The organism is Amycolatopsis sp. CA-128772, from assembly GCF_002904295.1.
Lineage (GTDB): Bacteria > Actinomycetota > Actinomycetes > Mycobacteriales > Pseudonocardiaceae > Amycolatopsis.
This window is the reverse complement of sequence record NZ_PPHG01000025.1, coordinates 149,670-176,059: the sequence shown is the minus strand read 5'-3', so window position 1 is coordinate 176,059 and position 26,390 is coordinate 149,670. Positions and strand designations below refer to the sequence as shown.

6 protein-coding genes are annotated in these 26,390 nt (G+C 75.6%); 3 read left to right on the top strand and 3 right to left on the bottom strand.

The window, feature by feature from the left end:
* Positions 1 to 9: 9 nt before the first annotated feature.
* The 3 genes from C2L59_RS10930 to C2L59_RS10920 are packed head-to-tail and all read right to left on the bottom strand — an operon-like array spanning position 10 to position 21,168.
* Complete coding sequence (locus tag C2L59_RS10930; protein ID WP_199199008.1) at positions 10 to 8,898, bottom strand: type I polyketide synthase; 8,889 nt, start codon at positions 8,896 to 8,898, stop codon at positions 10 to 12.
* An 8-nt stretch (positions 8,899 to 8,906) separates the two neighbouring features.
* Positions 8,907 to 13,238: a type I polyketide synthase gene (locus C2L59_RS10925; protein ID WP_103349408.1), complete on the bottom strand. Its 4,332-nt coding sequence runs from the start codon at positions 13,236 to 13,238 to the stop codon at positions 8,907 to 8,909.
* Positions 13,239 to 13,266: 28 nt separating this feature from the next.
* Positions 13,267 to 21,168 (bottom strand): type I polyketide synthase, encoded by a 7,902-nt coding sequence (locus C2L59_RS10920; protein WP_103349407.1) that lies wholly within the window; start codon positions 21,166 to 21,168, stop codon positions 13,267 to 13,269.
* Between the two features lie 476 nt (positions 21,169 to 21,644).
* Here C2L59_RS10920 and C2L59_RS10915 point away from each other — a divergent pair, with 476 nt between their 5' ends.
* From C2L59_RS10915 to C2L59_RS10905, 3 genes are all read left to right on the top strand, one after another.
* Positions 21,645 to 22,874: a pyridoxal-dependent decarboxylase, exosortase A system-associated gene (locus C2L59_RS10915; RefSeq protein WP_103349406.1), complete on the top strand. Its 1,230-nt coding sequence runs from the start codon at positions 21,645 to 21,647 to the stop codon at positions 22,872 to 22,874.
* A 65-nt stretch (positions 22,875 to 22,939) separates the two neighbouring features.
* Complete coding sequence (locus C2L59_RS10910) at positions 22,940 to 25,435, top strand: AfsR/SARP family transcriptional regulator (RefSeq protein WP_233223411.1); 2,496 nt, start codon at positions 22,940 to 22,942, stop codon at positions 25,433 to 25,435.
* A 15-nt stretch (positions 25,436 to 25,450) separates the two neighbouring features.
* The gene (locus C2L59_RS10905; RefSeq protein WP_103349404.1) at positions 25,451 to 26,389 is read left to right on the top strand and encodes a TIGR03564 family F420-dependent LLM class oxidoreductase; all 939 of its coding nucleotides are present in this window, start codon (positions 25,451 to 25,453) and stop codon (positions 26,387 to 26,389) included.
* Position 26,390: the final 1 nt, after the last annotated feature.

The window sequence follows — 26,390 nt, the reverse complement described above, 5'->3', positions numbered from 1 at the left end:
GTTGTCGTTTCAGGCCCGGCGCCGTCGGGCGGCCGCGGCCTTGATCCCGGAGCGGCGCAGCTGTCCCTGCGCCTGGCTGTCGGGAGCGGGTTCGGGGATCTCCGGGCCGCCGGCGGCGATCTTCGCGAGCGCGGCGACGGTCGGGGCCTCGTGGATGATGTGCGGCGGCAGCTCCGCGTCCGGGAACGCGGTGCGCAGCGTCGCCAGCAGCGAGATGCCGAGCAGGGACGTGCCGCCGAGCTCGAAGAAGTTGTCCGACGCGCCGACGCGGTCGAGGCGCAGCAGTTCGCACCACGTCTCGGCCACGGCGCGTTCGGCGTCGCCTTCGGGTTCCTGGAACGGCGTGACCAGCTCGGGCCGCGGGTGCCGGTCGGCCGTCGAGCCGCCGTGCGCGGCCGAGGTGACCGCGTCGACACTGAACCGCGCCGCCACGGCCGTCACCGCCGGAAGGTCCTGAGTGGACACCACGACGTGCGGTTCGCCGGAACCCAGCGCCCGCAGCAGCGTGCGCCAGCCCTGCTCGAAGTCGATGCCGAACTTGGCGCGGTGTTCGCGGAAGTACGTCTGGATGTCTTCCTCGTACCCGGAAAGCCCTTCGTCCCAGGCGTTCCAGGTCCACTCGCCCCAGGAGATCGACACCGTGCGGCCGCCGTGGGAAGCGGCGTAGGCGTCGAGCCACGCGTTGCCGGCGCAGTAGTCGACCTGGCCCGGACCACCGCCGGTGACCGACGTGATCGAGGAGAACAGCGCGACGAAGTCGAGGTCGAGCCCTTCGGTGGCCGCGCTGAGCGCCCGGGAGCCGGGCAGCTTGGGCGCGAGGACCTGGTCGGCGTCGCCGGGCTCCTTGAACTGCATCAGCCCGGTGCCCGGCACCCCCGCGGTGTGCAGGATGCCGTGCAGCGCCCCGAACCGCTCGACGGCCACGGCGACCGCGCGCCGCACGTCCGCCTCTTCGGCGACATCGCCTTCGACGACGGCCACTTCGCCGCCCAGCGCTTCGATCTCGAGCACGCGGGCGACGCGGTCGCGGATCGTGCCGGGCACCTCGTCGGTGCCGTCGGCGATCCCGGTCCAGCGCTCGCGCGGCGGCAGGCCGCGGCGGCCGAACAGGACCAGTTTCGCGTGGCTGTCGCGGGCCAGCCGCTCGGCCATCGCCAGGCCGATCCCGCCGAGGCCGCCGGTGATCAGGTAGACGCCATGGTCACGGAGGACTTCGCGAGCCTGCTCGATCGGCTGCGGTGCCAGGACCTCGTAGCCGGGCAGCCAGCGCCGCGAGCCGCGCAGCGCGACCGTGCGGCCGGGGGCCGGGCGGTGCAGCTCGGCGACCACCGCGGCGGCGCCGGCGGCCGCGTCGACGTCGATCAGCCGCGTCTGCACACCCGGGTACTCCATCGGGATGACCAGGTTGGGGCCGACGAGAGTGGCCGCATCGGGCCGCAGCTCGCCGTCGTGCAGGACGCGCTGGGTGCCGGTGGCGGCGAGGTCGAGCGTCCAGCCGCCCAGGCCCAGCTCGCCGGCGGCGCGGGCCAGCGCGACGAGCGTGTGCAGGCCGAGCAGCAGGGAGTCGTCGTCGAGGTTCCACAGGTGGACGACCCGGTCCAGGCGGGTGCCGCCGCGCTTGAGGTCGCGCAGGAGCTTGAGCAGGTCGTCGACGTCGCCGGGGCGGACGGTGGCGTCCGGGCCCGGCCGGTACCCCGCGCCCGGCCGGACCACGGTCACCGGGTCGCCGGTGCGGCGGATCCCGTCGAGGACGTCCTCGGCCAGGCCGGGACGGGCGAACACGAGCCATGACGCGGGCCGCGGCGCGGCGGGCGCGGCCGAGGTCTGGCGCCAGGTGGGCAGGCTGATCCACTGCTCTTCCGGCAGCAGGGGGATCCGGTCGAACTCCTCCAGGGGCCCGTCCGCGGGTGTCTCGACCCGGGCGGTCCCGGTGGCCGGCTTCGCCTCGATCCAGTAGCGCTGCCGCTGGAAGGGGTAGGTCGGCAGCGGCACGCGGCCCGGGGCGGTGCCGCGGTAGACCGGTGTCGCCGCGCCGCGGCCGTGGTAGGCCGACCAGTCGAGGGTCGCGCCGAGCAGCCACAGCCGGGCGAGGCCGTCGGTGAGCACCTCGTCGGCCGGCCGCGGGTCGTCCGCGGCGGGCAGGGTGGCGGTGATCATCGGCCACCGCGTCGCCGGGCTCAGCCCGCGCAGCAGCGCGCCGAGCGACGGGCCGGGGCCGATCTCGACGACGGCCAGGTGCTCGTCGGCCAGGAGTTCGGTGGCCGCGTCGGCGAACCGCACGGTCTCGCACATGTGCCGGGCCCAGTACGCCGGGTCCGTGACCAGGTCCGCGGTCGCCGGCGATCCGGTGACGTTGGACAGGTAGGGCAGTTCGGGTGCGTTGAGCGTGACGTTCGCGGTGATCCACGCGGTCAGCCCGGCCGCGGCCGGCGCCAGCAGCCGCGAGTGGAACGCGTGGCTCGTGCGCAGCGGACGGCACGGGACGTTTTCGCCCCGGAGGTCCTGCGCGAGCCGCTCGACCGCTGTGCTCTCCCCGGCCACCACGACCAGCTCCGGGCCGTTCACCGCGGCGATGTCGAGATCCGTGAGGTCGAAGCGCGCCTTCAGTTCGGTGGCCGACAGCGGGACGGCGGCCATCGACCCGCCCGGCAGCGCGGCGATCAGCTCCGCGCGCTTGGCGACCAGCGCCAGGGCGTCCTCCAGCGAGAGGACGCCGGCCAGGCAGGCGGCGACGTACTCGCCGAGGCTGTAGCCGAGCATCGCGGCGGGCCGCAGCCCCCAGTCCATGAGGGTCCGGGCCAGGGCGTAGTCGACGGCGAACATCAGCGGCTGCGCGAGTTCGGTGCGCTGCAGCCGCTCGGCGCGCGGGTCTTCGTCCCCGGCGCGGCCCAGCAGCGCGGCCAGGCTCGGGCCGCCGCCGCGCGCCCCGGTGACGAGGTCACCGTCGAGGTGCTCCAGGCATTCGTCGAGGTGGGCGCGGAACACCGGCTCGCGCCGGTACAGCTCGCCGACCAGGCCGGGGTACTGCTCGCCGACGCCGGCGAAGAGGAACGCCACCGGCCGGTCCTGCACCGGCTCCACCCGGGCGGCGGGCGCGCCGGTCAGCGTGGCGGCCGCGCTGTCCACATCGGACGCCACGACGACCCGCCGGTGCTCGAACGTCTTGCGGCCCTCCTGCAGAGTGAACGCGACGTCGGCGAGCCGTGCGTCCGGATTTCCGGCCAGGTGCTCGCCGAGCCGCCGGGCCGCGGCGTCGGCCGCGTCCGCCGTGCGGGCCGAGACCGGCAGCACCTGGTAACGGCGTTCGGTGTCCGGGTCGCCCGGGGGCAGGGCGGGCCGGTCGGGCGGCTGTTCGACGACGACGTGCACGTTGGTGCCTCCCATGCCCAGCGAGTTGAGCCCGGCGATCCGGGGACGGCCGCCGTCGGTGTTCCACGGCGCGAGCTCGGCGGCCACCCGGAACGGGCTGTGCGCGAAGTCGATCTCCGGGTTCGGCGCGGTGTAGTGCAGCGTCGGCGGGATCAGCCCCTCGCGGACGACCAGGGACGCCTTGATCAGCCCGGCCGTGCCCGCGGCGCGGTCGAGGTGCCCGACGTTCGGCTTCACCGAACCCAGCGCGCAGTACTGCTTCTCGGCCGTGTCCCCGAATGCCCGGGTCAGGGCGGCGACCTCGATCGGGTCGCCCAGCTCGGTCGCGGTGCCGTGGGCCTCGACGTACCCGACGTCTTCGGCCGCAACCCGGGCGTCGGCCATGGCGTCGGCGATCACCCGCGACTGCCCGCCCACGCTCGGCGCGGTGTAGCCGACCTTGAGGGCACCGTCGTTGTTCATCGCCGAGCCGCGGATCACCGACCAGATGTGGTCGCCGTCGCGCAGGGCCGCGCCGAGCTTCTTGAGCACGACGACGGTGGCGCCGTCGCCGAACATGCTGCCGTGGGCCTGGGCGTCGAAGGTGCGCACGTGCCCGTCCGGCGACTCCTGGCCGCCGGGGGAGTGCAGGTGCCCGATCCGGTCGGGCACGCGGACCGAGACGCCGCCGGCCAGCGCCATCTCGCAGTCGCCGGCCCGCAGGCTGCGCATCGCGGTGTGCACCGCGACCAGCGACGTCGAGCAGAACGTCTGCACCGCCATGCTCGGGCCGCGCAGGTCGAACAGGTAGGACACGGTGGTGGTGAGCGCGTCCTTGTCGTTGCCCATCACCAGCTCGTAGATGCTGGCGTCGGCGTCGGAGGTGAACTGCCCGGCGATGCCGAGCAGGTACGTCGAGAGGTTGCAGCCGCCGAACACGCCGACCCGGCCGCGTTCGCCGGGCTTCGCGTACCCCGCCCCCTCCAAAGCTTCCCAGCAAACTTCCAGGAACAGGCGCTGCTGCGGGTCGGTCAGCGCGGCCATCCGCGGGCTGAGGCCGAAGAACGCGGCGTCGAAGCCGGTGACGTCGTCGAGCACCGGCCGCGCCGGCACGTACGCCGGGTCGCGGACCTGCGCGGGGTCGACCCCGGCGGCGATCAGCTCGTCGGGGCCGAAGAAGGTGATCGACTCGACGCCGTCGCACAGGTTGCGCCAGAACTCGTCGACCGTGCCCGCGCCGGGGAACCGGCCGGCCATGCCGACGATGGCGATGTGCCGGTCCAGCTCGTCGTCCTCCGGATCGGCGACGACGACCGGCGCGGCCGGGGTCACGGCCTTCGCCGGGGCTTGTTCGTCGAGGGTGGCGGCGAGGGCTTGGACGGTCGGCAGCTCGAACAGCGTGACGGTCGGGATCGCGACCCCGAAGCGTTCCTTGACCAGGGCGAGCATCTGCAGGGCGAGCAGCGAGTTGCCGTTGAGGTCGAAGAAGTTGTCCCGGGTGCCGACCGGTTCCACGCCCAGCACGGCCGACCAGACCTCGGCGAGGCCGCGTTCGGTGGCCGTCATCGGCGGGGTGTACGGCTGGGGCAGGTCGGGCCGCGGGAACCGGTCCGCCGTCGTGGTGACGGGCACCGGCGCGGCGCCGGGGAGGCGCTCGTCCAGCCCGCCCGCGGCCACGACCACGGCCGGGCCGGCGTGCGCGGTGAGGTGGTCGAACGCCGTCAGGGCCTGCGTCCGGGTCATGGCGTGCCGGGCCATCGACGCACCCAGCCGCCCGTCGAGCCGCTCCAGCGTGCCCGGCCAGGTGTCCCAGGCCGCGGCGATCCAGCCGGGACGGCCGTGGGCCTCGGCCAGCAGCGCCGCGTTGGCGGCGGCGTAGCTGCCGAAGGTGACTCCGCCGAGCAGTGCCGACGTCGAGGAGAACAGCAGTGTCCATTCGGGACGGTCCGCAGCGGGCAGCTCGGCCAGGGCCGCGCCCAGTACCCGCGCGCCCCCGACCTTCGCGGCGAAGTGCCGTGCGATGCTCACTTCGTCCATTTCGGACAGCGGGCGGAAGCCGGCCGGATCGGAGTCCGCGGCCGCGTGCACGATGCCGTCGAAGCGCTCGGTGAGCAGCTCCCGCACCGCGGCCGGGTCGCCGACGTCCACGCGAGGGGTGTGCACGTCGGCGCCCAGCGCGCGCAGCCGCGCCACGGCGGCGTCGGTGCCGCCGCTGCGGCCGGCGAGCACCAGGCGGCGGGCGCCGCGGGTGACGAGGTGTTCGGCGACGGTGAGCCCGACGCCGCTCAGACCGCCGGTGATGAGGTAGCTGCCGCCCTTGCGGATCGCGGGCGGGGCCGCGGGTCCGGCCGGGCGGTATTCGGGGACGAGCCGCTCGTCGCCGCGGTAGGCCACCAGCGGCGTGCCGGGGGAGCGCAGCTCGGCGGCCAGCACGGCAGCGGCTTCGGCGGGGGTGTGGGTGGCGTCGAGGTCGACGGTGCCGGCGTCCAGGTTCAGGTATTCCTGGTTCGCGACGACCGGCAGCACGGCCACGGCCGCCTGCGCCGGGCGCACCCGGCCGGCCCCGGCCGCCTGGCCCGCACGGGTGGCGACCAGGACCCGGACCGCCCGCGAGCCGTCCCCGGCTGCGGTGGCGAGGGTGCGGGACACCGCGTGCACCGCCGCCACGTCGTCATCCAGGTCGAGCACCGACAGGTCGACCACCGTGTCGGCCTCGCCCGGGGCGGCCACGTCACCGAGCAGCGCGGTGAGCGCCGCCGCCACCCCCGAAGAATCCGGCAGGATCGCCACCCGGCCCGTCGTGCCACCGGGCGGCGCGGACGCGGGGCGCCAGGACGGGGTCAGCAGCCGGACGTGCTCGTCCGGCTCGGCGGCGAGCCGCGGGACCTCCGGGGTGACCGTGCCCGGCGCGTCGATCCAGTAGCGCGATCGCTGGAACGGGTACCCCGGCAGGCCCACCCGCCGGGCGTCGCGGCCGCCGCGGACGCCGGTCCAGTCGAGGTCGACGCCGGCCAGCCACAGGCGTCCGGCCGCTTCGGCCAGCGCCGTGGTGGCGGGGACCGGGTCGTCGGCGCCGGGCAGGGTCGGGATCACCGAGGCCCAGCGCTTCGGCGGGCACGCCCGGTGCCCGCGGACCATCGCGCCCAGCGAGCGGCCCGGCCCGAGCTCCAGCAGGACCGTGTCCTCGTCGGCCAGCAGGGTGGCCAGCGCGTCGTCGAACCGGACGGGCGCGCACATGTGCTCGGCCCAGTACGCCGCGTCGGGTGCCTCGGTGACCAGCTCACCGGTCACGTTCGAGACGTAGGGGATGGCGGGCGCGGAGAGGGTGACGTTCGCGGCGACCCACGCGGTCAGCTCGTCGCGCAGGCCGGCGAGCTCCCGGGAGTGGAAGGCGTGCGTGGTGGCCAGGGGGCGGCACGGGATGTCGGCGAGCGACACGCGGAGGGCCTCGATCGCCTCCGGCGTGCCGGACACGACGGTCAGCTGCGGGCCGTTGAGCGCGGCGATGTCCAGGCCCGTGCCCGCGATCCGGGCGCGCACGTCGCCGGCGGGCAGCGGCACGGCCGCCATCGCCCCGCCGGGCAGGGCGGCGATCAGCTTCGCGCGGTGTGCCACCAGCTTGAGGGCGTCTTCGAGGGTGAGCACCCCGGCCAGGCACGCGGCCACGTACTCGCCGAGGCTGTAGCCGACCAGGACGCTCGGCTCGACGCCCCACGAGCGCACGAGCTGGGCCAGCGCGTACTCGACGGCGAACAGCGCCGGGTGCAGGACCTCGGTGCGGTCGCCCGGGCGGTCCGTGCCGGCCGCGCGGCCCAGCAGCGCGGCCAGCCCACCCGAGCCTTCGCGCTCGCCGAGCATCTCGTCCAGCACGGACGGGTCCAGCAGCGCGCGGCAGCGGTCCAGCTCGGCCCGGAACACCGGCGCCGTCTCGTACAGCTCGGCGGCCAGGCCCGGGTACTGCTCGCCGGTGCCCGCGATCAGGAACCCGACGCGGCGGGCGGTGCCGGCGTCGCTCGACGAGGACACCGCGCCCTCGCGCAGCGCTTGCGCCGCCTCGGCCGCGGAACCGGCGACCAGCACCCGCCGGTGCCCGAACGTCGTCCGTCCGCTTTGGAGCGTGTGGGCGACGTCGGCGAGCGCGTCGCCGGAGGTTTCGAGGTGGGCGGCCAGGTTGGCGGTGGCCGCGTCGGCGGCGGCGGCCGAGCGGGCCGACCACACCAGCAGCTCCGGGCCCGCCGCGACGGTGGGCACCAGAAGGGGCGCCTCCTCCAGCACGACGTGGGCGTTGGTGCCGCCGATGCCGAACGCGCTGACGCCGGCGCGGCGGGGGGTGTCCGTGCGCGGCCACGGCGTGCGCTCGGTGACCACGGTCAGCTCGGCGTCGCCCGCGGTGAGCTGCGGGTTGGGCGTGCCGAGGTTGCGTGTCGGCGGGATCTCCTCGTGGTGCAGGGAAAGGGCAGCCTTGATCAGGTTGGTCACGCCGGCGGCGCGGTCGAGGTGCCCGACGTTGGTCTTCACCGAGCCGATCCGCAGCGACTGGCCCGCGAAGACCTGCTGCAGCGCGGCGAGCTCGGCGGCGTCGCCGAGCGCGGTGCCCGTGCCGTGCGCCTCGACGTACCCGATGTCCGCGGGCTCCAGCCCGGCCGCGGCGAGCGCCTCGGCGATCACCGTGGCCTGGCCTTCGACACCGGGGGCGGTGAAGCCGACCTTGCGGCCGGCGTCGTTGTTGACCGCCCAGCCGCGCAGCACCGCGTACACCCGGTCGCCGTCGGCGAGCGCGTCCTCCAGCCGGCGCAGCGCGACCACGCCGACGCCGCCGCCGAGCGGGGCACCGAGACCCGCGGCGTCGAACGCGCGGCACTCGCCGTCCGGCGGCGCGATGCCGCCCTGCTGGTAGAGGTAGCCGACGCGGTGCGGGACGCCGATCGACACGCCACCGGCGAGGGCGACGTCGCATTCGAAGTTCGCCAGGCTGCTCGCCGCGACGCACACCGCGACCAGCGATGTCGAGCACGCGCTCTGCACGCTGAACGCGGGCCCGGACAGGCCGAGCGTGTGCGACACGCGGGTGGCCAGGGTGTCCTTGTCGTTGCCGAGCGCGAGGGCGATCTCGCCCATCTCGCGCGCGGCGTCGGCCGGGGTGAGGTTGTGGGTCAGGTAGGTGCTCCACGCGCAGCCGGCGAACACGCCGATCGCGCCGTCGAACCGCGCCGGGTCGCAGGCCGCGTCCTCCAGCGCGTGCTGGCTGTGCTCCAGGAACAGCCGGTGCTGCGGGTCGAGGATCTGGGCCTCCTTCGGGTTGATCCCGAAGAAGCCCGCGTCGAAGTCCTCGACCCCGCGCACGACGGCGCCCGCCTTGACGTAGGCCGGGTCGCCGAGCCGGTCGGCGGGGACGCCCGCGGCCAGGAGCTCCTCGTCGGTGAAGCGGGTGATGCCGGAGCGGCCGGCGCGCACGGTCTCCCAAAGCGCGCCGACGTCGTCGGCGCCGGGGAAGCGGCCGGCCATGCCGACCACGGCGATGTCCGTGGGGGAGATGCTGGTGTCGGTCACGGTGTCCCTCATTTCCGGGTGCCGGCCAGGCGGCGGCGCTGGCCCCGCGCGGATCCGGTGGTGGCCGCCCGCGGGGCGGCGGAGTCGGTGTCGGTCAGGGCGGCGGCGAAGGCGGCCACGGTGGGGTGGCCGAAAAGCACAGCCGGCGCGATCCGGCGGCCGAGGCGCTTCTCGAGCGCCGCCACCATGGCCATGCCGACCAGCGAGTTGCCGCCGAGGTCGAAGAACGGGTCGTGCGCGCCCACCGCGTCGATGCCGAGGAATTCGCCCCAGACGCCGGCGATGTCCGTCTCGAGCTCGCCGCGCGGGGCGGCGTACTCGGTCCGCAACGGCGGCCGCGGGTACCGCGATTTCGGCGCCGGCGCGGCTTCGAGCAGCCCGCCGAGGTCGTTGAGGGCGGCCAGCTCGCGGCGGGCCGTGGGCAGGTCCTGGCGCAGCGCGACGACCGTGCCGCGGACGCCGTGACCGGCGAGCTTGTCCAGGACGGCGCAGCCGGCTTCGGCGGTGAAGCCGTAGCGGCGGCGGTAGGCGAGGCGGGCCTCGCCGGTGGCCTCGTCGGCCCAGGAGTCGTGCTGCCAGTGTCCCCACGCGACGGTGACCACCTGGGTGTCCGCCGTGGACAGTGCGGCGCCGTGGGCGTCGAGGACGCTGTTGGCCGCGCAGTAGTCGGCTTCGCCGATGCCGCCGACGACCGTGACGATCGAGGAGAACAGGACCAGGCGCCGGGGCCGGGCGTCGAGGAGCGGGCGGACCGCGTCGACCTTCGGGGCGAGCGTGTGGTGCATGTCTTCGGCGGTCCGGCGCTGCGCGAGACCGCCGCCCGGCAGGCCCGCGGCGTGCACGACGGAGTCGAGCTCGCCGAACCGCGTTTTGGCTTCCTGCAGGGCATTGGCCAGCTGCTCGGGGTCGCCCGCGTCGGCTCGGAGCACCAGCACCTCGGCTCCGTGCAGCTCGGCGAGGTCGGCTGGGGCCGCCTCGCCGGAGCGGCTGACGAGGGCGAGCTGGCGGGCTCCGTGGCGGGCGAGGTGCTTCGCGACGATCATGCCGAGGCCGCGGGTGCCGCCGGTGATCACGTGCGTGCCGCCCCAGTCCGGCGTGACGTCGTCGAGCGTGATCTCGGTGTATTCCTGGAGCCGGCGGCGTCCGCCGCGCCAGCCGGCGAGCACCGGTTCGGTGGCGGGGTCGCCGGTCCACGGCCGGGCGAGTTCGTCGAGGAGGTGCTGGGCCGGGGTGCCGGGTTCGACGTCGACGCCGCGCCACCGCAGGCCGGGGTACTCGGCGCGGACGCCGCGGCCGAGGCCGTGCACCCGGGCGGCGTCCGGGTCGGTCAGGTCGCCGCCGGTGATCTCGGCCGCGCCGGTGGTGACGGTCAGGAGCCGGACGTCGTGGCCGTCCAGGGCCTGGACGGTCCGCAGGAGCTCGTCGAAGCCGCCGTCGTGGACGACGTGCACCGGCTGCGGCAGCTTCGCCGGGTCGGTGCCGACGGTCATCCCCGCCTTCGCGGCCAGCGCGGCGAGGTCGCCGTTCGTGGTGATCAGCGAGCCCTGCGGGCCGGTCGTGGGCCGGGTGGGGTCGAGCCGCCAGACCGGGACGTAGAGCCGGCCGGCTTCCTCGACCGGCCCGGCGTGGGTGGCGGTCGCCTGGGGCCAGAACTTCGTGCGCTGGAAGGGGTAGCCGGGGAGGCTGACGGTGCGGCCGCCGTTCTGCCCCACCTTGACGTCGACGCCGAGCTCCCACAGCCGCGCGAGGGTTTCCAGGAGCGCGAGGCCTTCGGCGGGCCGGTTTTCGACGGGCCAGGGCGCGGGGAGGGTGCCGAACACGGCGGGGCGGGCGTCGGGCTGGTTCTGGCGGACGAGGCCGCCCAGAGTCTGGCCGGGGCCGAGCTCGACGTAGCCGTCGACGTCCTCGCTCGCGCAGTGCCGGACACCGTCGGCGAACCGCACCGGCCGGCAGAGGTGGCCGGCCCAGTACTGCGGATCGATCGCTTCGTCGTCGGTGAGGACGGTGCCGGTGGTGTTCGAAACGAGCGGGATCCGCGGCGCCTGCCGGGGCACGGAGGCGACCAGCTCGGCCAGTTCCGCGCGCGCGGGTTCCAGGAGGGTGGAGTGGAACGGGTGCGCCGAGCGCAGGGTCCGGGCGGCCAGCCCGGCGGCTTTCAGGTGCCCGGCTGCCGCTTCGACGTCCTCCGGCGATCCACTGAGGACGGTCATCTGCGGGCCGTTGAGCGCGGCGACGTCCGTCCTGGTGTCCTTGAGCGCCTCGGCGACCTGGTCGGCGGAGGCGGCGACGGCGAGCATCCGCCCGGCGGGCGCGCGCCCGATCAGCCGGGCCCGCCCGGTGACGACGTACAGCGCGTCGGCCAGGGTGAAGACCCCGGCGAGACAGGCGGCGACGTACTCGCCGAGGCTGTACCCGACGAGCAGGTCCGGCTGGACACCGCGGTCGGCGAGGAGCCGGGCGAGGGCGTACTCGACGGCGAAGAGGAACGGGTGGGCGACTTCGGCGCGGTCGAGGAGTTCGTCTTCCGGGCTGCTGCCGAAGAACGCTGCTTCGGTGGCTCGCGGTTCGGCGAAGAACGCGGCCCGCAGGTCGATCCCGCACCGGCCGGCGGCGATGGTGCAGCACTCGTCGATGGCCTGGGCGAAGACGGGCTCGTCGCGGTAGAGCTGGGTGGCCAGGCCGCGGTACTGGTCCCCGACGCCGGGGAGCAGGAAGGCGACCTTCGGCTTCCCGGGCTTGCGGTGGACGCCGGGGCGCTGCGCGGCGGCGGTGAGCTGCCGGGCGGCGTCGCCGAGACCGGTGGCGACGACGGCCCGGCGGTGGTCGAGGTGGGCGCGGCCTTCGCGGAGGGTGTGGGCGAGGTCGGCCAGCGGCACATCGGTGCTCTCGCCGAGCCTCGTCAGCTGCGCGCGCAGCGCGGCCGCCGACGCGGCCGAGACCGGGATCAGCTCGGCGACCGCCTCAGGCTCCGCTCGCACCTCGGAAGGCGCGGCTTCCAGCACCAGGTGGGCGTTCGTGCCCGACCAGCCGAACGAACTCACGCCCGCCACCGCCGGGCGGCCGCACTCCGGCAGGGGAGCCAGCCCGGTCGACGGCCGCACGGCCGAGTTCGCCAGCACCTGCTCCGCCGGGTCGGTCATGTGCAGGTTCGGCGGCACTTCGCCGTTCTCCAGCACGAGCACCGTCTTGATCAGCCCGGCGATCCCCGCCGCGGTGTGGGTGTGGCCGATGTTGGTCTTCACGGCTCCGACCGTGAGCGGCCGGGAGACCGGGCGTTCGCCGAACACGTCGCTCAGCGCGCCCAGCTCGATCTCGTCGCCGAGCGGCGTGCCCGAACCGTGTGCCTCCAGGAAGTCGACGTCGGCCGGGGCGGCGCCGGCGTCGGAAAGGGCGCGGCGGATCACGTCGACCTGGGCGCTGCGGTTCGGTGCCGTCAGGCCGTTGCTGCGGCCGTCCTGGTTGACCGCCGAGCCGCGGATCACCGCGCGGATGCGGTGGCCGTCGCGCAGCGCGTCGGACAGGCGGGCCAGCACCACCATCCCGCCGCCCTCGCCCATCATGTAGCCGTCCGCGCTCGTGTCGAACGTGTGGCAGCGGTCGGTCGGCGACAGCAGCGCGTTGCGGCTGCTGTAGACGTACAGGAACGGGTGCAACGCCAGGAACCCGCCGCCCGCCAGCGCGTAGTCACACTCGCCGGCCCGCAGCGCGCGGGCCGCGAGGTGCACCGCGACCAGCGTCGACGAACACGCCGTGTCCAGCGAGAACGCCGGCCCGCGCAGGTCGAAGTGGTAGGCCAGCCGTCCGGCGACGACGCTGGCGAGGCTGCCCTGGCCCATGTACGGGTCCGCGTACACGCCGGTGCCTTCGCGTTCCGCCTCCACCTGGCCGTACTGGAACGCGTCGGAAAACCCGAGCAGCACGCCGGTGCGGCTGCCGCGCAGCCGCGGCGCCGGGGTGCCCGCGTCGTCCATCGCCTCCCACGCCAGCTCCATCAGCAGCCGCTGCTGCGGGTCCATCCGCAGCGCCTCCTGCGGGGCGTAGCCGAAGAACCCGGCGTCCCAGCCGTCCACTCCGGACAGGAACGCGCCGCGGCGGCCGGTGGTGCCGGGCACGTGGCCGAACCGGCCGTCCGGGACGTCGCCGACCTCGGCGGCCCGGCCCTCGCGAAGGAGCTTCCAGTACGCGCCGACGTCCGGCGCGCCGGGGAACCGGCAGGACATGCCGATCACGGCGATGGGCTCGCTCTCGCGCGCCTCGTACTCGGCCAGCCGGCGGCGCGCGCCCGCGAGCTCGACCGTCGCCCGCTTCAGGTAGTCGCGAAGCTTGTCTTCGCCGGTCATGATCGAACCCCTATCCGTTCGCAGAAGATCACAGCTTGTCGATGAAGGCGAAGAGCTCGTCGTCCGAGGCGAGGTCGAGCGCCGGTTCGTCCGCGCCGAGCCCGTCCAGGGCCTCCCGCAGCACCTCCGCCAGCCGATCGCGGTCTTCGGCGCCGGCGCCCGGCAGGACTTCGCCGAGCGTCTCGCGCAGCCGCTGCGCGGGATCCGGCGGCGGCGGGAGCAGCTCGCCGAGCAGGTGCGCGGCCAGCAGCTCGACGGTCGGGTGGTTGAACAGCAGGGACGCGGGCAGCCGCAGCCCGGTCCCGGCGCCGATGCGGTTGCGCAGCTCCACCGACGTCAGCGAGTCGATCCCCAGCTCGCTGAACGGTTTCGCCACCTCGACCGACGCCGGCGACCGGTGCCCGAGCGCGGTGGCGACCTCCGTGCGGACGAACCCGGTCACCGTCGCGGCCGCGGTTTCCCGGTCCAGCCCGGCGAGCCGGCCGGGCAGCCCGCTCGCGACCGGGGCGGCGGCGACCGTGCGGCGCACCGGCACGAGACTCCGCAGTACGGCGGGGATTTCGCCGGCCGACCGCAGCGCCGCGGTGTCCCAAGTGGACGCCACCACCGTGCCGGAAAGCCCGAGGGCGGCGTCGAACGCGGCCAGCCCCTGCGCCTCGGTGATCGGCCGGACGCCGGTCAGCCGCGTGCGGTCGGTGGCGGTCATCGCGGCGGTCATGCCGGTGGCCGTGTCCCACAGGCCCCACGCGATCGACACGCCCGGCAGCCCGCGCGCCGCCCGGTACTCCGCCAGCGCGTCGAGGGACGCGTTGGCGGCGGCGTAGTTCGCCTGGCCGCGGTTGCCGAGCACGCCGGCGACCGACGAGAACAGCACGAACGCGGCGAGGGGCTGGTCCGCCGTGAGCTCGTGCAGCAGCCAGGCGGCGTCGCGCTTCGGCCGCAGTACGGTTTCCAGCTGGGCCTTCGTGAGCCCGGTGATGGTCGAGTCGTCGAGGACCCCGGCCGCGTGGACGACCCCGGTGAGCGCTTCGCCGGCCAGCACCGCGGAAAGGGCGGCGCGGTCGGCGACGTCGGCCGCCACCACCCGGACCCGGGCGTCCAGCCCGGCCAGCCGGGCCGGGAGTTCGCCACCGCGGCGCGAGACCAGCAGCAGGTCGCGGACGCCGTGGGTGGTCACCAGCCGCTCGGCCACCAGGGTGCCGAGCCCGCCGGTGCCGCCGGTCACCAGGACCGTGCCGCCGCCGAAGTCCACTGTGGAGGGTTCGGCGGCGTAGCGCGCCAGCCGGGGCACGAGCACCGCGCCGTCACGGACGGCGAACTGCGGCTCGCCGGCGTCGAGCGCCGCGGCGAGCGGGGCGCCGGGGCGGGCACCGGCGAGGGCGAAGCGGCCGGGGTGCTCGGCGGTCGCCGAGCGCAGCAGGCCCCACACCGGGGCACCTTCGGGCGAGGCCGGGTCCTGCAGGAACACCAGTTTCGAGCCGTCGCAGCGCGGGTCGAGCAGCCAGCGCTGCACGAGGTCCAGCACGGCGGGCAGCTCGTGCGCGGTGGTCAGCACGACGGGCGGGACGGCCTCCGGCAGCTCGGTGCCGATCACCGTCCACTCCCGGTCGGCGCCGCCGTCCACCGGGGCCGGCGTCCATTCGACGCGGTAAAGCTCCGCGGTCGCTTCGGTCTTGGCGGCGGGCCGCAGCAGGAGCGACTCGACGCCGCCGAGCGGGGTGCCCGCGGTGTCGTAGAGGGTGACTTCGACGCCGGTCGTCGCCGAGCCGGAGAGCCGGGCCCGCACCGAACCCGGAAGGGGTGCGGTGATGCGCAGGCCGCCGAAGGAGAACGGCAGCAGCAGCTCGGTGCCGTCGAGCACGAGCGCGTGCAGCACGGCGTCGAGCACCGCGGGGTGGGCGGTGAACTCGCCCTCGGCGGGCAGGTCCACCTCGACGTACCGGTCGTCGCCGTCGCGCCACAGCGCGGTCAGGCCCCGGAACGCCGGCCCGTATCCGTACCCGCGGTCGGCGAGCCGCGCGTAGGCGCCGTCGAGGTCGACCGGCTCCGCTCCGAGGGGCGGCCAGACGGGCTGGGGCGTGACGGGTGCCTGCTCCGGGCTCACCGCGCCGGTGGCGTGCCGCGTCCACGGGCCGTCGCCGAGTCGCGAGTGGACGGTCAGCGGGCGGCGGCCGTCCTCGTCCGCGCCGCCGAGACCGACCTGGACCTCGACCACGCCCGAGGCGGGCAGCGCCAGCGGGGCTTCCAGCGTCAGGTCCTCGACGCTCCCGCCGGCCGCGGCTTCGAGGGCCAGCTCGGCGAACCCGGTGCCGGGGAACAGGACCGTGCCGCGGACGGCGTGCCCGGCCAGCCACGGCCGCGAGGTGAGCGAGAGCCGGCCGGTGGCGACCACGCCGTCGCCGTCGGCGACCGGGGTGGGGGTGCCGAGCAGGCCGGTTTCGCCGTCGGTGAGCCAGTAGCGCTGCCGGTCGAACGCCGAGGTCGGGACGTCCGGGTGGTGGGTGACCGGGCCGAGCAGCCGCGGCCAGTCCACGCCGGCGCCCCGGACGTGCGCCGCGGCGAGGGCGAGGAGGAACCGCCGGTGGCCGCCTTCCCCGCGGCGCAGGGTGCCGACGGCGGTGCCGTCGATCCCGGCGTCGGTCAGGATTTCCTGCACCGCGCCGGCGAGGATGGGGTGCGGGCTGACCTCGACGAACAGCGGCCGCCGGTAGCCGGCGAAGGCGCGGACGGCGGCGTCGAACCGGACCGGCTCGGCCAGGTTGCGGTACCAGTAGCCCGCGGTCAGCTCCGAGCCCGGCAGGAAGCCGCCGGTGCACGAAGAGCAGATCGTGGTCGCGGTGTCGGTGGGCGCCAGCTCGCCGATCTCGGCGACGAGGGCGTCGCGGACCGCCTCGACGTGCGGGGTGTGCGCCGCGTACGCCACCGGCGTGCGGCGGATCTGGACGTCGGTGCAGGCCGCCGCGAACTCCTCGATGGCGGCCAGGTCGCCGCCGACCACGGTCCCCGTGGGGCCGTTGTCCACGGCCGGCCACAGGCGTCCTTCCCACGGCGCGAGCCGCTCCCGCACCTGCGCCACCGGCAGGCCGACGGCGAGGATGCCACCGGTGCCGTCCAGCTCGGCGGTCAGGAGCCGGCTGCGGACGGCGATGATCCGGGCGGCGTCGGCGAGCGGCAGCGCCCCGGCCACGACCGCCGCGGCGAGCTCGCCTTGGGAGTGGCCGACCACCGCAGCCGGGTCGACCCCGGCGGCCTGCCACAGTCCGGCGAGGGCGACCATGACGGCGAACAGCACGGGCTGCACGACATCGGTCCCCTCGAGGCCCGGCGCGCCCTCGGCGCCGGTGAGCACGTCGAGCACCGACCACCCGGTGTGGGGCAGCAGCGCCTCGGCGGCATCGGTGAGCAGCCGCGCGAAGGTGCTGTCGGCGGCCAGCAGTTCGGCGGCCATGCCGGGCCATTGGGCGCCCTGGCCGGGGAAGACGAACACGGCCTTGGTGTCGCCGGCGGCGGTACCGGCGACGAGTGCGGGGTGGGGGGCGCCATCGGCGAGAGCGGCCAGGGCGGCGACCAGCTCGGCCCGGTTTTCGGCGACGACGACGGCGCGGCAGGCCCCGGGACGACGGCGCGCGAGGACCGCACCGGTGGCGCCGAGGTCGCGATCGGTGGCGGTTTCGGCGTAGGTGCGCAGCCGGGCGGCTTGGGTGCGGAGGGCTGTGTCGGTGTGGGCGTGGAGGGGCCAGACCAGCGGCTGGGCGGGCACCGGGGTTCCGGCCGGCGCGGCGGTTTCGCCGTCGGCCGCCCGACCGTGCTCTGCCCCGGCCGGCGCCGCCTCCAGCAGCACGTGCGCGTTCGTCCCGCTGATGCCGAAGCTCGACACCGCCGCCCGCCGCGGGCGGCCGTGGTCCGGCCATGCCTGCGCTGCCGACAGCACCTCCACCCGGCCGCTCGCCCAGTCCACGTGCCGGCTCGGCAGCTCGGCGTGCAGCGTGCGCGGGATCGTGTCGTGCCGCAGGGCCTCGACCATCTTGATCACCCCGGCGACCCCGGCCGCGGCCTGGGTGTGGCCGATGTTGGACTTCAGCGACCCCAGCCACAGCGGTGTCTCGCGGTCCTGGCCGTACGTGGCCAGCAGCGCGTGCGCCTCGATCGGGTCGCCCAGTGCCGTTCCGGTGCCGTGGGCCTCGACCACGTCCACGTCCCGAGTGGACAGTCCGGCCGCGGACAGGGCGCGGCGGATCACCTGTTGCTGCGCCTGGCCGTTCGGCGCGGTGAGGCCGTTGCTGGCGCCGTCCGAACCGGTGGCGCCGCCGCGCAGGAGGGCCAATACCGGGTGGCCGTGGCGGCGGGCGTCCGACAGGCGCTCCAGCACCAGCATGCCCGCGCCCTCGGCGAACGCCGTGCCGTCGGCGTCCGCGGAGAACGCCTTGGCGCGGCCGTCGGCCGAAAGGCCGTTCTGACGCGTGAAGTCCACCAGGTTGCCCGGCGCGGCCATCACCGTGACGCCGCCGGCGAGGGCCAGTGAGCAGTCGCCGCGGTGCAGCGCGTCGGCGGCCAGCTGGATCGCGACCAGCGACGACGAGCACGCCGTGTCGATCGTGAGCGCCGGCCCGCGCAGCCCGTAGGTGTAGGCGATCCGGCCGGACGCCACGCTCGGGGACGTGCCGGTGAGGCGGTGGCCGTCGACGAGCCCGGTCGGCTCGTGCAGGCGGGGGCCGTAGTCCATGGCCATCGCGCCGACGAACACCCCGGTGTCGGTCCCCGCGAGGGAGCCGAGCCCGGCGCGCTCGATCGCCTCGTGGCTGATCTCCAGCAGTACGCGTTGCTGCGGGTCCATCGCCAGGGCTTCGCGGGGGCTCAGGCCGAAGAACGCCGGGTCGAACCGGTCGGCGTCGTGCAGGAAGCCGCCGAAGCGGGTGGCGCACGAGCCGGGGCCGGCCTCGCCGAGGAGCGTGTCGAGGTCCCAGCCGCGGTTCGCGGGCAGCTCGGTGACGGCCTCGCCGCCGGTCGAAACCAGGTCCCACAGCTCGGCGGGGGAGGTGATGCCGCCCGGGAAGCGGCAGCCCATCGCGACGATCGCGATCGGGTCACCCTGCCGCGGCGCGATGTCCTCCGAACGAGGGGCGTCGCCCGGCCGGGCACGCAGGTGCGTGATCAGGTGGGCCGGCGTCGGGAAGTCGAACAACAGCGTGGTCGGCAGCTTGCGCCCGGTGGCCGTCTGCAGCCGGGTGCGCAGCTCCACCACGCTCACCGAGTCGAACCCGAGGTCCTTGAACGTGCACGCGGGGTCGATGCCGGCGACGTCGGCGTGGCCCAGGACGGCCGCGGCGGTGGCGAGCACGAGGTTCGCGACCTGCGTCGGATCGACGGCGACCGGGGCGGCCGCCACCTCTTCGCCGAGCCAGTGCCGGGTCCGCTGGAAGGCGTACGTCGGCAAGTCGACCAGACGCTCGCCCGGCACCTCCCACCGCACGCCCGCGCCGGCGACGAACGCTTCGGCGAAGCTGCGCCGCAGCCGGCCGCCGTCGTCCCGGCGAAGCGTGCCGACGACGGCCACCGTGCGGTCGCAGGCTTCGGCCGTCTCCTCGATGCTGCCGAGCAGCACCGGGTGCGGGCTGCACTCGACGAACCGCGCGCCGCCGGCGGCCAGCGCCCCGGCGGTCGCCTGCGCGAACCGGACCGGACGACGCAGGCTTTCGAACCAGTACCCGGCGTCGAGCCCGGCGGTGTCGAAGGGCTCGCCGGTGAGCGCGGAGACGAAGGTGACCGGAACGGACACCGGGCGCACCGGGGCCAGGAGCCGCAGGATCTCCTCCCGCAGCGGGTCCACGGCCGCCGAGTGCGACGCGTAGTCGACCGGCAGGATCTTCGCGCGATACCCGGCTTCGGTGAGCGTGGCGTGCAACGCCGCCAGTGCGCCGGCCGGACCGGACAGCACCACGGACCGCGTCCCGTTGACCGCGGCCACCGACACCTCGCCGGCCAGCAGCGGCCGGACGACGTCCTCGGGCGCGCCCACGGACAGCATCCCGCCGCCGCGCGGCATCCCGGCGATCACCCGGCTGCGCAGGGCGACCACCCGGGCGCCGTCGGCCAGCGACAGCGCGCCGATCGCGGTGGCGGCGGCGATCTCGCCCTGGGAGTGCCCGACCACGATCGACGGCGTCAGCCCCGCGTCGCGCCAGACGTCCGCCAGCGACACCATCACCGCCCACAGCGCGGGCTGCACGACGTCGACGCGGCCGAGGTCGGCGGTGCCGGCGCGCAGGTCCGCCAGGAGGTCGTAGTCCACGAACTCCGCGAGCGCGGCCGAGCACTCCGCCAGCCGGCGGGCGAACACGGGCGAGTCGCGCAGCAGCGCACGGGCCATGTCCGGCCACTGCGAACCCTGGCCGGGGAACACGAGCACGTCGGCGCCGTCGACGGTCCGCCCGGTCACGACGTTTTCCGACGGCGTGCCGGCGGCCAGCGACGCGAGGTCGCCGAACACGACCGCGCGGTGCTCGAACAGCTCCCGGGTGCGCAGCAGCGACCGGGCGACGTCGCCGTGGGCGAGATCCGGGTGCTCGGCCAGGTGCTCGGCGAGCGCCCGGGCCTGCGCCGGCAGGGCGGCGGCCGAGCGGGCCGAGAGCACCAGGGGGACGTCGTCGGCGGCGACGTCCTCGAGCGGGGGAACCGGCGGCGCTTCGGCCAGGATGAGGTGGCAGTTGGTGCCGCCGACGCCGAACGAGCTGACTCCGGCGACGAGCCGGTCCTGCGGCCGCGGCCAGTGCCGGGCCTCCCGCACGACTTCGAGGTTGAGCGCCCCGAACGGGATGGCCGGGTTCGGCGTGCCGAAGTTCAAGCTCGGGGTCAGCCGGCGTTCCCGCAGGCACACCAGGACTTTCAGCAGCCCGGCGACGCCGGCGGCGCCTTCGAGGTGGCCGAGGACGGTCTTCACCGACCCGACCGGCAGCGGCTCCGGGCGCTCCCCGGCGAACGCGGCGCCGAGGGCTTCGGCCTCGATCGGGTCGCCGACCGGCGTGCCGGTGCCGTGCAGCTCGACGTACTGGACGTCGGCCGGGGCGATTCCGGCGTCGGCGCAGGCCAGCCGGATCACCTCGGTCTGCGCCTCGGCCCGCGGCACGGTGAGGCCCGCGCCGCCGCCGTCGTTGTTGACCGCGCCGCCCAGCAGGACCGCGTGGACGCGGTCGCCGTCCGCGAGCGCCGCGCTCAGCGGCTTGAGGACGACCAGGCCGCCGCCCTCGCCGCGGACGTACCCGTCGGCGCGGCTGTCGAAGGTGTGACAGCGGCCCTGCGGGGACAGCGCGCCGAACCGGTCCACGGTTTCGGTGCCCGCTCGCAGGAGGTTGAGGTTGACCCCGCCGGCGAGCGCGACGGCCGCGGTGCCGCGGCGCAGCTGCTCGGCCGCCAGGTGCACGGCCACCAGCGACGACGACTGTCCCGAATCGACGGTCAGGCTCGGGCCGCGCAGGCCGAGCAGGTAGGAGACGCGGTTCGCGATCAGGCTGCGGTGGGTGCCGGTGAGCGTGTGCGGGCCGGCGCCGAGGCGGTCGTGCAGCAGCGCGTAGTCGACGGCGATCGCGCCGACCACCACGGCGGTGCCGCTGCCACGCAGCGTGCCGGGGGCGATCCGGGCGTCCTCGCAGGCTTCCCAAGCCAGTTCCAGCACCAGCCGCTGCTGCGGGTCCATCGCCGCGGCCTCGCGCGGGGAGACGCCGAAGAAGGGGGCGTCGAAGCCGTCCACATCGGACACGAAGCCGCCGCGCCCGGCGCCGTCGCCGTCCGTCCACCGGCCCGGCGGGACCTCGCCGACGGCCTCGCGGCCCTCGGCCAGCAGCCGGCGCAGCCGCGCCGGGGCGGGGGCGCCGGGCAGCCGGCAGGACATGCCGACCACCGCGATCGGCTCACCGGGAGCAGGCAGGGAAGACATAGTTCACCCATCGTCGGAAGGGATCCGGAAATCGGGGAATGCGGGTGGCGCTGACGGTTGTCGCCGGAATTGCCCGGCGGCCGGTGGATTCCGATCGTGCGGGCTGCGCACCCCGTTCGTCAAGGGGTGTTTCCGGGGCCGGCGGTGGCAGGCAGGCGACGGCAGGAAGCTGCCACCGGCAGCGGGCCACCCGCCTGGAGCAGCGGGGGTGGGTGACTGCGCCGAACGGCGTGGTCAATCGCGCTGACCTGCGTAAATGTGCTTTCGGTCCGGTATGGGTGATGCCACCGGAGTGACCGTCCGGACACGGCAGGTACACCTGGGTGCCCCCTTCCCCAGGCGGGCGCCGAATCTGGGTGAGGACTACCCATGTCCGGGTGGGTGGGTAGTTGCTTCAGTGGTCCCGTGCCGCCGGAGAAGTGCCGGTGGCGCATTTCCCGGTTGCTATTTCCCCGTGCTCGAAGAAAAGGAAAGCGATGGCGAACACGACGGAAGCCGCGGCGGCGCCGCATCGCCGCGCCGGCGGTGTGCTCACCGTGGGCGGCGTGCCCGTGGACCGGCTCGCGGCGCGGGTCGGCACCACCCCCTTCTTCGCCTACGACCGCTCGCTCGTCACCACCCGCGTCGAGCGGGTGCGGGCCGCGCTGCCCGACGGCGTCGAGCTGAGCTACGCGGTCAAGGCCAACCCGATGCCCGCGTTGCTGCACCACCTCAGCGGCCTGGTCGACGGCCTCGACGTCGCCTCGGCCGGGGAACTGCGGCAGGCGCTCGACACGACCGTCCCGCCCGGACGGATCAGCTTCGCCGGACCGGGCAAGACCGCCGCCGAGCTGGCCCGCGCGGTCGCCGCCGGCGTCACGGTCGAACTGGAGTCCACCACCGAACTGGCCCGCGTGCGCGAGGCCGGCGACCGCCTCGGCCTCACCCCGCGCGTGGCGCTGCGGGTCAACCCGGACTTCGCCGTCCGCGGGTCCGGCATGCGCCTGGGCGGCGGCCCGCAGCAGTTCGGCATCGACGCCGAGCGCGTCCCCGCCGTGCTGGCCGAAGTCGGCGCCGCGGGCCTCGACTTCCAGGGCTTCCACGTCTTCGCCGGCTCCCAGAACCTGCGCGCGGAAAGCCTCTGCGAAGCCCAGCGCGCGACGGTCGACCTGGTCCTGCAGCTCGCCGAGTCGGCGCCCGGCCCGGTGCGGTCGGTGAACCTCGGCGGCGGCTTCGGCATCCCCTACACCGCCCGCGACACGGCATTGGACCTCGACGAGGTCGGCGAGAACCTGGCGAAACTCCTGGACGTCTCGCTGCGGCCCGCGCTGCCCGAGGCCCGCGTGGTGATCGAGCTCGGCCGCTACCTCGTCGGCGAGGCCGGGGTGTACCTCACACGCGTGGTCGACCGGAAGGTCTCGCGCGGCACGACGTTCCTCGTCGTCGACGGGGGCCTGCACCACCAGCTGGCCGCCTCCGGCAACTTCGGCCAGGCCATCCGGCGCAACTACCCGCTGGAACTGGCGTCCGCGCCCGGCGGCCCCGAAGAGACGGTCACCGTGGTCGGCTGCCTGTGCACCCCGCTCGACCTGCTCGGCGACCGGGTTTCCCTGCCCGGCGCGGCGATCGGCGACCTGATCGCGATCTTCCAGGCCGGCGCGTACGGCCTGACCGCCAGCCCCACCGCCTTCCTCGGGCACCCGGCGCCGCCCGAAGTCCTCGTCTGACCCCCGGAGGGAACACCGTGCAGACCACCGTGCCGACACCCGGAGCGCCCGAGCTCCGCGCCGCTGTGACAACCGGGGCTCCGCTCCGGGCCGGGGGCTCCATCACCCGGAACCCCCGGAACGAAGGTGAGCCCGGCTTCCGCGTCCTCGGCCTGCTGCAGGTTCACGGCCGCGAGCCGGTCGTGGTCACCGCCCGCCGCCAGCAGGTCGTGCTCGCGCTGCTGCTGCTCAACGGCAACCGCGTGGTGCCGTTGGAAGTGCTGCTCGACGCGCTGTGGGGCGCCGCGCCGCCCGCGACGGCCCGCGCCCAGGTCCAGACCTGCGTGTCGGCCCTGCGCCGCGCGCTGGCGAAGGCCGGGCTGGGGGAGCGGATCTCCGCGCGTGGCAGCGGGTACTGCCTCGACCTCGCGCCCGGGGAACTGGACCTGCACGCGTTCGAAGCCTTGGTGGCCCGCGGCCGCGCGGCGCGCCGGCCGGAGGAGGCCCGCGCCGCGTTCCGCGAGGCACTGGCGCTGTGGCGCGGCGAACCGCTCACCGGCATCGACAGCGGCGTCGTGCGGGCCCACCAGGTCCGCATCGCGCAGCGGCGGGTGGAGGTGCTCGAAGACTGCCTCGACGCCGAGCTCGAGCTGGGCCTGCACCGCGAGGTCGTCGGCGAGATCTCCGTGCTGACCGAGGAATACCCGCTGCGCGAACGGTTCGTGCTGCAGCTGATGACCGCGCTGCACCGGTGCGGCCGCCGGGTCGAGGCCCTCGCCGCCTACCGGGCGGTGCGCCGCCGGTTCGTCGACGAGCTGGGCCTGGAGCCCGGCGCCGCGCTGCGCGAGCTGCACCAGGACATCCTCGCCGGGTCGAGCGAGGCACCCGCGGCCGGCTGGGCGCCGCCGCGGATGCTGCCCGCGCGGCTGCCCTACTTCACCGGGCAGGAGCGGCTGCTGGCCGGGCTCCGGCGCGGCCTCACCGACGACGGGCCCGGTGCCGCGGTGGTCACCGTCCTCAGTGGACGCGGTGGTGTTGGCAAGTCCGCCGTGGCGGCGGAAGCCGCCCACCGCGCCGCGCCCGCGTTCCCCGACGGGGTGCTCTACGCGCGGCTCGCCGACGAGGACGCCGCCGGCGTGCTCGCGCGGTTCCTGCACGCCCTCGGCGTACCCGCGACGGAGATCCCCGACGAGCTGGACGGCCGCGCCGCGCTGTACCGCACCGTGCTCGCCGGGCGCCGGGTCCTCACCGTGCTGGAGGACGCGGCGAACCTCTCGCGCGTCACGCCGTTCGTCGCGGACGCCCGAGGCTGCCGGCTGCTCGTCACCACCCACGCCCGCGTGGCGGCGCGGCCCGGGGTAACCGTGGCCGAACTCGACGTGCTGGACGGCGCGGAAGGTGTCGAGCTGCTCTCGGCCCTCGTCGGCGAGGACCGCGTCTCGGCCGAGCTGTCGGACGCGGTCGAGCTGGTCGAGCTGTGCGGCGGGCTGCCGCTGGCCGTCACCGGCGCCGCCACGCACGTCGCCGCACGGCCCGGCCGCACCCTGGCCCAGGCGGTGGCCCGGCTGCGGGCCGGCGACGACCGGCTGGGCCGGCTCGGCGCGGGCGTCCGCGACGCCGTCGGGCGCGGCCTCGGCGAGCTGCCGCCCCCGGCGCGGGACCTGTTCGCCCGGCTGGCGCTGCTGCCCGCGGGCAGCTGGCCGGGGTGGTCCGCGACGGCGCTGGCGGACCTCGGGCCGGCCGAAGCCGCCGACGCGCTGGAGGCCCTCGTCGACGCGCGGCTCGTCGACGTCGCCGGCAGCCGCTACCGGCTGCCGTCGCTCACCCGCCTGCTCGCGCTCGAACTGCTGGCGGCCCAACCACTTCCCGCCCGCGCGGCCGCGTCACGGCGGTTGTTCGGCGCGTGGCTGCACCTGGCCGACCAAGCCCGGGGCGTCGCCGTCGAGGGCGTGGCGCGGACACCGGTGCCGGCCGGCCCCGGCGACCCGCGCACCTGGTACGACCGCGAGCACACCGGCCTGCTGGCCGCGGTGCGCCAAGCCGCCGACGCCGGGGAACCCCGCTACTGCGCGGAACTCGCGCTGGCGGTGGCCGACCTGGCCGGCGAACGCGGCTGGTACGCGGACTGGCGTGAAAGCGGCGAAACGGCGTTGCGTGCGGTGGTCCCGGCGGGTGACCGGCGGGCCGAGGCCGCGCTCGAACGTTCTCTCGGCGAGCTCGCGGTCCGCGAAAGCCGGTTCGCCGACGCGGCCGGCCGCATCACCCGCGCGCTGACTGCGGGAGAGCAGGCCGGCGGCCTGAGCTGGGACGAACTGGTCCGCCAGGTCCTCGCCGGGGTCGGCCGCGCCCGCGCCGTCGCCGCGGACCCGGTGCCGCTCGCTCCGCCGTCCGGGGTGCCGTCGATCGGCAACCGCACGGCATCGCCGCGGATCACGTTGGGGCGCAACCAGTTCGACCTGGCGGCCGACCGTGCCCAGCCCGAAGGGGCGGCCCGGTCGACCGGCCGCGCCGGGCACCGCCGCCTGCCGCGTCCGCGCCCGATCTCGTGGCGCCGCGAGTCCGATTACCCCGAAGAAGCCTGACCCGGGAGGAACCCCATGACCATCGGTGCCGCCCTGCCCGCCGGCGACCTCGCCGGGGCCGCCAACAGCGTCGAGGAGCTGCTCGCCCAGACCCGCGAAGCCGCGGGCGCCGGCCTGCGTTCGGTGTGGTTTTCCCAGCTGTTCGACCACGACGCCCTGACCCTCGCCGCCCTCGCCGGGCGCGAGGTCCCGGGGATCGCGGTCGGCACGGCGGTGGTGCCGCTCTACCCGCGCCACCCGCTGCACCTGGCCGCCCAGGCCCAGACGGCCCAGGCGGCCACCGGCGGCCGCTTCACCCTGGGTGTGGGCCTGGGCGTCCGCGGCCTCCTGGAACCGGCGTTCGGCTTCGAGTACCCACCCCCGATCACGTCCCTGCGCGAGTCCCTGACGGTGCTGCGCGACATCTTCGGCGGCCGCCGCCCCCGGTTCGACGGGGAGACCTTGACGGCCTGCCCACCCCTGCCCACCACGGTCCCGGGCGGCGGCAACGTCCCGATCGTCGTGGCGGCGATGGGCCCCCAGGCGCTCCGGGTGGCGGGCGAGCTGGCGGACGGAACCCTCCCGTTCCTGGCCGGCCCCCGCGCACTGGAGGAGCAGATCGTCCCGGCCCTGACCAAGGCGGCGGCCGACGCGGGACGCCCGGAGCCGCGCGTGATCGCGGCGGTCCCGGCGGTGGTGACGGACGAGGTGGAGCCGGTCCGCCAGATCGCGGCGGTGCACCTCGGGTACTACGGCGACATCCCGTCGTACCGACGCATCCTGGACGTGGAGGGCGTGGACCACGCGGCGGACCTGGCGCTGGTCGGGGACGAGCGAGTGGTGGAGGCGGGGTTGCAGCGCTACTTCGACGCGGGCGCGACGGAAGTCGTGCTGATCCAGTCGGGAATGCGGTCGGCACGGGAGCGGCTGCGGACTTGGGGGTTGGCGGGGTCGGTGAACGCCCGCAGGCCGTGAT